This is a genomic window from Streptomyces synnematoformans (assembly GCF_039531005.1).
Classification (GTDB): domain Bacteria; phylum Actinomycetota; class Actinomycetes; order Streptomycetales; family Streptomycetaceae; genus Streptomyces; species Streptomyces synnematoformans.
The window spans coordinates 1-8,534 of sequence record NZ_BAAAPF010000298.1; the positions used below are offsets into that span (position 1 = coordinate 1).

Annotated in this window: 5 protein-coding genes and 1 pseudogene; 3 read left to right on the forward strand and 3 right to left on the reverse strand. The window is 75.1% G+C overall.

What is annotated here, in order from left to right; genetic code table 11:
• Positions 1–1,242, reverse strand: a pseudogene (locus ABD317_RS29725) (hypothetical protein); the annotation flags it as partial.
• Positions 1,243–1,638: 396 nt separating this feature from the next.
• Here ABD317_RS29725 and ABD317_RS29730 point away from each other — a divergent pair.
• The 3 genes from ABD317_RS29730 to ABD317_RS29740 all read left to right on the forward strand — a co-directional run bounded on the left by ABD317_RS29730 (position 1,639) and on the right by ABD317_RS29740 (position 4,033).
• Positions 1,639–2,388: a GPP34 family phosphoprotein gene (locus ABD317_RS29730; RefSeq protein WP_027754706.1), complete on the forward strand. Its 750-nt coding sequence runs from the start codon at positions 1,639–1,641 to the stop codon at positions 2,386–2,388.
• Positions 2,389–2,742: 354 nt separating this feature from the next.
• Positions 2,743–3,600 (forward strand): helix-turn-helix domain-containing protein, encoded by an 858-nt coding sequence (locus tag ABD317_RS29735; RefSeq protein WP_344293767.1) that lies wholly within the window; start codon positions 2,743–2,745, stop codon positions 3,598–3,600.
• A gap of 223 nt (positions 3,601–3,823) precedes the next feature.
• Positions 3,824–4,033 carry a DUF397 domain-containing protein gene (locus tag ABD317_RS29740; protein ID WP_344293770.1) on the forward strand — a complete coding sequence of 70 codons (210 nt, stop codon included), beginning with the start codon at positions 3,824–3,826 and terminating at the stop codon, positions 4,031–4,033.
• Positions 4,034–4,267: 234 nt separating this feature from the next.
• Here the strand turns inward: ABD317_RS29740 and ABD317_RS29745 are convergent, their stop codons facing one another.
• Positions 4,268–5,443 carry an ADP-ribosylglycohydrolase family protein gene (locus ABD317_RS29745; RefSeq protein ID WP_344293772.1) on the reverse strand — a complete coding sequence of 392 codons (1,176 nt, stop codon included), beginning with the start codon at positions 5,441–5,443 and terminating at the stop codon, positions 4,268–4,270.
• A 132-nt stretch (positions 5,444–5,575) separates the two neighbouring features.
• Positions 5,576–8,534, reverse strand: a 2,959-nt coding sequence (locus ABD317_RS29750; RefSeq protein WP_344293774.1) for a tetratricopeptide repeat protein, incomplete at its 5' end; no start/stop codon positions are given.

Consider the following 8,534-nt stretch of genomic DNA (forward strand, 5'->3'; position numbering starts at 1 on the left):
GGCCGGCGGGGGCGCGGGGTCGGAGTCGGGCTTGAGCGGCACGAAGGTGCTGCCGGGCGGCCCGTCGAGCCGCCCCGCGGGCAGCGGCGTACCGGAGGAGCCGTCGTCCGCGCCGGGCTCCTCGGCCGGCACGGCGTCGGCCGGCTCGTCCTCGACGTCACCGGGCGCGGCCCCCGGCACGGCGTCACCGGGCTCGTCCTCGGCGGTACGGGCCGGGGAGCCGCCGTTCGTCACCCAGGCGGCGACGGCGGCGCGCAGCCGGTCGTCGTCGGCCCCCTTGGCGGCGTCGGCGTCGGCGACGAGCCGGAAGGCGGCGGTGGCGGAGTCCTTGGCACCGGAGCCGGGTGCGCCGGAGTCGAGGCCGCCGGAGCCGGCCGCGCCGGAGCGGGCGGAGTCGGAATCGTCGGGGCCGGAGGCGGAGGCGGAGGCGCCGGAGTCCGGCGCGCGGTGCTCGGAGTCGGACTCGACGGAGTCGGAGACACCGGGGGCACCGGAGTCGTCGGCCCGGTCCCGGGCGCGATCGTCCTCCGCGTCCGCCTCAGCCGCCTCAGCGCCCCCGGACACGTCCGGAACCCCCGGGGCCCCACGCGCAGCACGCTGACCGCCCTGAGCGCCCTCAGAGCCCTCCTGGCCGCCCTCGGCCGCCGCCGTACCGCCGGCGTCGTCGTGGGCGCCCTCGGCCCCGTGCCCGTCGGCCTCCGCCTTATCACCCTCCGGCTTATCGCCCTCCGGCCGCGACGGAGCCCGCCCGGCCGCAGGCCCGGCTGCCGCGGCTGCCGCCGCGTCGCCCGCGCCCGGGCCGTCGCTCCGGTCCGGTCCGTCCGCCTTGCGCTCGTCGCCCGCGGGCTTCGCCGGGGTGCTGCCCTCCGGCTTGCGTGCGGCCTCGGCCTTCGGCGCCCCGGACGGCCCGTCCGCGTCCGAACCGCCGCCGGGCAGCGTCAACTCCGTCGTCCTGCCGTCGACGCCCTCCGGCTTCGCCGGGTCGGCGCTCTCCGCCTCGGGCGCGGCCGCGTCGGCGGCCCCGGCGTCGTCCTTCGGACCCGCCTCGGGGCCGTCCACGGCCGTCGCCGTCCCGGCGGGGCTTCCGTCGCCCGTCGTCGGCGACGGCCCGTCCTCGTCTTCGTCTTCGTCCTCGTCCTCGGCCGAACCGGCCGCCGCCGTGCGGCTCTCGGGCTTCGCGGACGGCCCGTCCCCGGTCTCCGGCCGACCGGCCTCCTCCGGCTCCGCGCCGACAGGTTCCACCGGCTCGGCAGGTTCCGCCGGTTCGGACGCCTGGGAGGGAACCGGGGCCGTGGCTGAGTCGTTATCGGTGTGAGACACGAACGTAAGGCGCGGGTCGCGTTCGCCGCCCGCGTCCTGCGGATCGCGTTCGTCCACGGTCGCCGAACCCGACGGTTGCTGCTCCTCGGGCCTCCCGGGGGACTCGACCGCCACCGACTTCCTCCTCCTGCGTCACAACCGCACAACCGCGTCAACCATGGCGTGGCCACCCACCCTAAGGGGGCGTGGCCGTCTCCCGCCCGCATCTGGGAGACGAGAACGACATACCTACAGGTTCCCGATCAAAGCGCCCACGCACTCTCGACAGACCAATGTGAGAGGCGTCACCCTGTCATTCATCCACGCGGGGAGGCATGGATGGGCAGGAGCCGCAGAACACTTCCGGAGGAGCTGCTGCTGCTGGCACTGGACCCGGCCACGGGTACCACTGCGCAGCCGCAGTCGCTCGACCTCGGCCTGGCAGGAGCACAGCTCGTCGAGCTCGCTCTGGCCGGGCGAATAGCCCCGGACGGGGATCGTATCGCCGTGATACTTCCGCGTCCGACCGGGGACCCCACTTTGGACACGGCGCTTGAGTTGCTGCGCCGCCGGGGCAGTCCCGTGCGCGCAGTCAACTGGGTGGGTGGGCCACGTCTGGGGTTGCGCCAGACGTATCTCGCCCATCTGGAGCGCTGCGGCATGGTGCATGCCGTGGAGAGCCAGATGTGCGGGGTCCTTCCGACAACTCGATATCAGGCGACAGACACCGCCATCAGCCGGGAGATACGCGCCCGGCTGGACAGCGCGATCCGCACCGGCGTCCCGCCGGACCCGCGGACCGCGGCGCTTGCCGCGCTGGCCCACGCGGTCGGTCTCGGCAAGCATCTGTACCCCGGGAACGAGGGGCGCTCCGCGCGCTCCCGGCTCCGGGATCTGATCAGGCACGACCCGATGGGCGGTCTGGTGGCGCACGCCGTGCTGGACGTGCAGAACGGCGTCACCGCTCAGCCGCGGCGCGCTCCCGGAGGGGGCCGCCCCGCGGCCCGTCCGCCGGCGGTCGCGCAGCCGGCCGGTGTTCCCGCGGGGTCCCGCCGCGCGGGGATGATCCGGACGGCCGCGGTGCGCTGAGCCCGCCCGACGGCCGCGAGCGACGTCTCGTCCGTACCCGCCGCTGTGCGCGTACGGGCGGGGCGTGCCGCCCGCTGCCCGCCGGACCGGGAACGGGAGCCGCAGTGCAGGGCCCTGTCCAGCCGAGTGGCCTCGGCCGGGCGGGGTCCTGCCGTGCGTTCCCGTACCGGCGGCGCAAGGACGGGCCCGGCAGGCGCGCACCGACGCGGGCGTGCGGCCCGCATTGTGGGCCAACCCTTTGCCCTCTGCGGCGATTTCGCGACGATCCCAGCAGCGCACGCTCTGTGGTGGCAGGCTGCACCCAGTAATGAGATACGTCCGTACGCGGATTACGCACCCGGAGGTGCAACTCCCTTGGCGTCCAACGTCAACCCCACCGTCAGGCGACGCCGCCTCGGCCAGGAGCTGCGCAGGCTGCGCGAGCAGAAGAACATGACGGCCGAGCAGGTCGCGGACCGGCTGCTCGTCTCCCAGTCGAAGATCAGCCGGCTGGAGAACGGGCGGCGCAGCATCAGCCAGCGGGACGTACGCGATCTCTGCGGGGTGTACGAGGTGGAGGACGAGCGCATCGTCAGCTCGCTGATGCAGATGGCGAAGGAGTCGCGGCAGCAGGGCTGGTGGAACGCGTTCGGGGACGTGCCGTACAGCGTCTACATCGGCCTGGAGACGGCCGCCGCCTCGCTGCGGATCTACCAGTCGCTCGTCGTGCCGGGGCTGCTGCAGACGCGCGCGTACGCGGAGGCGGTCATCGCCGGCAGTTCGCCGGAGGCGACCGCGGCGGACGTCGAGAAGCGGGTCAAGGTCCGGATGCGGCGGCAGGACCGGATAAGGGAGCCCGAGCAGCCGCTGCGGCTGTGGGCGGTGTTCGACGAGGCCGCGCTGCGGCGGGTGGTGGGCGGCAGGCAGATCATGCGCGAGCAGTTGGAGCACCTCCTGGAGGTGGCGGAGCTGCCGCACGTCACCGTGCAGGTGCTGCCGTTCGACACGGGCGCGCACCCGGGGGTCACGGGGCAGTACGCGATCCTGGAGTTCCCCGAGGAGTCCGACTCCAGCGTGATCTATCTGGAGGGCGTCACCAGCGATCTCTACCTGGAGAAGAGCGAGGACGTCCACAACTACAGCATGATGTACGAGCATTTGCGGGCACAGGCCCTCAATCCGGAGCACACCCGGAAATTCATCGCAGACGCGGCGAAGGCGTACGCGCGCTGATAGTCGGGCGCTGTGCCGGGTATCCCGAAACGGAGGCACAGTACACCCGTACCGGGACGTGCAGGAAGAGCAGACGACCTATCACCATCCGGTCGAGTGAAAGCCCTCTGACCGGCGCGATGTCGAGCGGTAGCGTCTCGTCGTCGGGCCGGGGCTGTCGACACTTCCTCCGGCCTGGGACGGGCAGGGAAGAAGTTGAGTCCTCCAAGAGACCGGAGAGAGCATGGCAATCGAACTCGGCGCCACCGGCGCCTGGACCAAGTCGACCTATTCCATGGCCAACGGCGAGTGCATCGAGGTGCGTTCGACCGCTCCCGAGCTGGTCTCGGTGCGTGACTCCAAGGTTCCGGACGGGCCGGTCCTGGACTTCAGCCCCGACTCGTGGGCCGCGTTCGTGGCCGAGGTGGCGGGCGGCGCCCTCCGCGCGGAGTGACCGCGGGGGCGGCTCCGGGGCGTACCCCGGAGACCACCGCACGGCAGCACCGTGAGCAACACCGGTAACCGGTAAGCAGAACCGCAAGGCAGTGCCGCAGGAAAGCAGTACCGCAAGAAGGCAGTACCGCAAGAAGGCAGTACCGCAAGACCGAAGGGCCCTCTCGACTGGCTCGCCGTCCCGGCCGAGAGGGCTCGGGCTTTCCCCCGCTCCGGTCCGGCCGCCGGCGCGCCGTCAGCGCGGGTAGCGCCGCAGCCACGCCTCGTTCGGCGCGGCCTCGCCGTGCAGCGCCGGGCCGAGCGTCATCTCCAGCGCGAAGTCGTCCGCCAGTTGCAGGATCGTGCCGCGCCCCTCGACCTCCGCCACCCACGCCGGCGGCAGCGCCGTCTCGCCGTGCTGTGCGCCGAGCAGGCTGCCGCAGAGGGCGCCGGTGGTGTCAGAGCCGCCGCCGTGGTTGACGGCGAGCAGCAGGCCGTGGCGTACGTCGGCGGCCGCCAGCGCGCAGTACAGGGCGACGGCGACGGCCTCCGCGGCCGTCTCCCCGGGGCTCAGCCGCTCCACCTGCTCCGGACCCAGCCCGGGTGGCGGCTGCCCGGCGGGGCCCGGCGGTCCCCCGGGACCCGGCTGCCCCGCGGCACCCGGCTGTCCCGGCCCGCCGCCGTCGACCGCGGCGCGTACGGCCGCCGTGGTCTCGTCGTGGCCCGGGCGCCCGGCGAGGATCTCCAGCGCCCGCCGCACCGCCGCCTCCGGGGCGTCCCCGCGGGCCAGGCCGTGGACCACGACCGCGTACGCGCCCGCCGCCAGATAGCCGGTGGGGTGGCCGTGCGTCTGCGTCGCGCACTCGGCGGCGAGCTGGAAGACCAGCTGCGGCTCCCAGCCGACCAGCAGCCCGAACGGCGCCGAACGCACCACGGCCCCCGGGTCCTTCGCCTCCGGGTTGCGGGGCTGCTGCAGGGTGCCCATGCGGTCGTCGGCCAGGCCGCGCAGGCAGGAGCGCGGCGCGCCGCGCTGCGCGTACAGCCACTCCTCGCGGGCGAGCCAGCCGTCCTCGGCCTTGCGCTCGTCGGGTCCCCAGTCCTTCTGGGTGGCGTACCAGCGGCGGTGCGCGGCGTGCACGTCGGTCGGCGGGTGCCAGCGGCCGCCGTCGCGGCGCACCTGGGCGCGGATCAGGCCGTCGACGGTGAACAGGCCCATCTGGGTGCCGGCGGTGACCGCGCCGCGGCGGCCGTGGGCCGGGGCGAAGTCCACGACGCCCTGCGGGCCGTGCCCGGCCCGTATCTCCGCCAGCGAGGCGTCCGCGACGCCGGCGCCGAGGGCGTCGCCTATCGCGCCGCCGAGCAGGCAGCCGCGCACTCTGCTGCGGAAGTCCTGCTGCTCGGCGCGGCCCCACGTGCGGTGTGCGGTCGTCACTCGGCCACCTCAGTCCGGACGTTCGGTCAGGTCGTGCTCGGTCGTTCTCGTGCCTCTTCCCGTACGGGCTCCATCCGCCCCGGCCCAGCACTGTAATCGAGGGAAAGCGTGAGGCCAGAAGGCGTATGTGCGTCAAGCGCCGGGGAGGTCGCGGACCAGATCACCGATTACCCGCAGATATCCCTCGATCCGGGCCCGGTCCGCTTCCGCCGTGCCGGGGGCGGCGGCCAGCACGCCCAGGTTCACGGTCAGGTCCGTGAGCAGCAGCCAGTACGGCGCCCCGGACGCCAGCTCCGCCAGCGCCGCGTCCGCGGCGGCCCAGCCCCCGGCGGCCCGGTCCCCGGCGGCGGTACGGCACAGCAGCCGGCAGGCCGCGCGGTCCGCGTCGGTGGCGCAGTCCGCCAGCATCCGCGCCTCGACCGCGGCCCAGCGTCCGGCGGGCTGGGGGCCTGCCGTCAGCCGCGCCAGCAGGGCGTCGTCGAACTGGTGGAAGCCGTCCTCCGGATCGGCCGCGAGGGTCGCCGCGACGTCCGCGGCCGCCTCGTCGTACCGTCCGAGGATGATGAGCGCCTCACCCCGGTGGTGGTGCGCCGACTCGTGGCCGGGCTCCGCCGCGAGCGCCCGGCCGAGGGCCGTGAGCGCCTCCTCCCACCGCCCTTCCAGGCCGAGCAGCTCGCCGCGCAGGCACAGGGCGTCGCCGTCGTCCGGGTGGGCGGCGAGGGCTACGTCGAGGTCGGCGTGCGCCTCCGCCAGCCTGCCGACGTGGCCGAGTGTGCGGGCCCGCTCGGTGCGCAGCCAGGCGTGCGTGGGGTCGACCGCCAGGGCGCGGTCGTAGTCCGCGAGCGAGTCGTCGAAGCGGTCGACGGTCCGGTGGAGCCGGCCGCGCAGCGACAGCACCCACGTCATCCCCGGGTCGATCTCCAGCGCGCGGGTGTACTCCGCCAGCCCCTCGTCGTCCCGCCGCAGCGCCACCAGGCACTGCCCCCGGCTGGCGATCGCCCAGGCGTAGTCGTCCCGCAGCGCCACGGCCCGGTCGAAGTCCGCGAGCGCCTGCTCGGTCCGCCCGGCGAGACGGTGCACCTCCCCGCGCTCCGCCCAGGACCACGACCACTGCGGGTCCAGCTCCAGCGCCCGGTCCAGATCCGCCAGCGCCTCGTCGAGGCGGTGCAGGCGCCGGTGGCAGTGGCCCCGGTTGCCGTACGCCCAGTCGTAGGCGGGGGACAGCTCCAGCGCGCGGGTGAAGTCGGCGACGGCGGCCTCGTGCCGTCCCGCGTCCAGGTGCAGCGTGCCGCGTTCGACCCAGCACCACGCCCACTGCGGATCCACCGCCAGCGCCCGGTCCAGATCCGCCAGCGCCTCGTCGGACCGGCCGAGCTTGGCATGGCACTGGCCGCGGCTGGCGTAGGCGTAAGCGTAGTCGCCGTCCGCCGCCTCGACGGCCCGGTCGAAGTCGGCGACCGCCTCCGCCAGCGCGCCGGTGAGCCGCCGCGCCTCGCCGCGCATCGCCCAGGTCATCGGGTAGGGGTCCAGCTCGATCGCCCGGTCCAGGTCGGCCTTCGCGTCGTCGAAGTGCTTCCGGTGGAGCCGGACCCGGCCGCGGTGGGTCAGCGACCAGGGGCGGTCGAAGCCGTGCTCGACGCAGCGGGTGAAGTCGGCCTCCGCCTCCGGGAAGCGGTCGAGGTTGACGTACGCCTGGCCGCGGCCCGCGTACGCGCGGGTGAACTCCGGGTCGAGCGCCAGCGCCCGGTCGAAGTCCGCGACGCTCCGGTCGAGTTCGTCGCGCTTGCGGTGCTCCCGGCCGCGCAGCGTGTACGCCAGCACCCGCTGCGGCTCCGTCAGCTCCGCCTCGCGCAGCAGGAACGTGCACACTCCGGCCACCCCCTGCCCGTCCTCCCCGTGCTCCCGCAGCGCCGCCAGCAGCCGCCGGCCCCAGTCCCGTACCGGCTCGCTGTCCGCGTCCGTGCCCGCCTGCTCCAGGGTCCGCGCCCACCGCCGGACCTCGGCCGGGCCGACGTCGGCGGCCTGCAGCGCGTCGCGGCGGGCCCGCGGCAGGGCGCCGAGGGGGTCGGCGCACAGCAGGTGGTACGTCTCGTTGCGGCGGTGGCCGAACCACCGCTCGTCCAGCCAGCGGTCCTCCGGATCGCTCCCGGGCGGCAGGCTCTCGGCCAGCTCCGCGCACCAGCCGGCGTGCGCCGCCGCCAGCGCGCGGTGCTGCTCGCGCCACCGCTGCGGCGACCGGGTGCGCTGCACGCGCAGCATCGCCGAGCGCACCACGCCGTGGTACTGCACCCGGCCCGCCTCGTCGCTGACGAACGGCAGCGCGCAGAGCCACCCGTACAGCCCGCGGGCAGCCGGCTCCACCGCCACCCGGAACACGTCCTCGTCCAGCGCCGGCGGCAGCGCGGCGGCCAGCGCCGCGGACCTCTGCACCGGGTCGGCCACCCACTTCAAAAACCGCTCCACCGCCGTGCCGCTGGGGTCGCCGCCGCCCGGGGCGGCCGGCGGCGTCTCGGCGAGCATGGAGGTGAGCACCGGCAGCCGCCCGGACAGGTGCAGGATCTCGTCCACCACCCGGGCGTCCGCGACGCCCTTGGCGGCGATGAGCCCGCGGGCCTCCTCCTCGGTGAAGACCTCCAGTTCCAGCTCGGCGGCGAAGTCACCGGCCGGCCAGCGGGCGGGGTCGAGGCGCTGCTGCCCGGCGCGGGTCACGACGACGTTGGCGGGGAGCGCGCCGTAGCGGTCGCCGGTCATGACGTCGCACAGCCAGGCGTCGAGGACCGGGCCGGTGCGCTCGTACGTGTCGAAGAACAGTGCGATCCAGGGCGCGGCGGTGGCCGCGGCGCGCAGGTCGTCGAGGAAGGCGGGGGTGAGGGCCTGGAGCGGGGAGAGGACGAGCTGGACGTCGTCGTGGCTGCGCAGCCGGGTGGAGAGCGCGGCGCGCCAGCGGTCGAGGCTCTGCGCGACCTGCTGCGGGTCCATGGCGCCGGCGACGGCGCCGAGTCCGGGGACGAGGCCGAGGCCGGCCAGGCCCGCCTGGGCGGCGATGCCGGCGGCGGGCGAGGGGGCGGCGCCGGGCACGGCGGCGTCGACC

Bases quoted from the DNA above. Each gene is read 5' to 3' on its own strand.
- ABD317_RS29730 (WP_027754706.1), top strand. From the start codon at position 1,639: ATGGGCAGGAGCCGCAGAACACTTCCGGAGGAGCTGCTGCTGCTGGCA.
- ABD317_RS29740 (WP_344293770.1), top strand. From the start codon at position 3,824: ATGGCAATCGAACTCGGCGCCACCGGCGCCTGGACCAAGTCGACCTAT.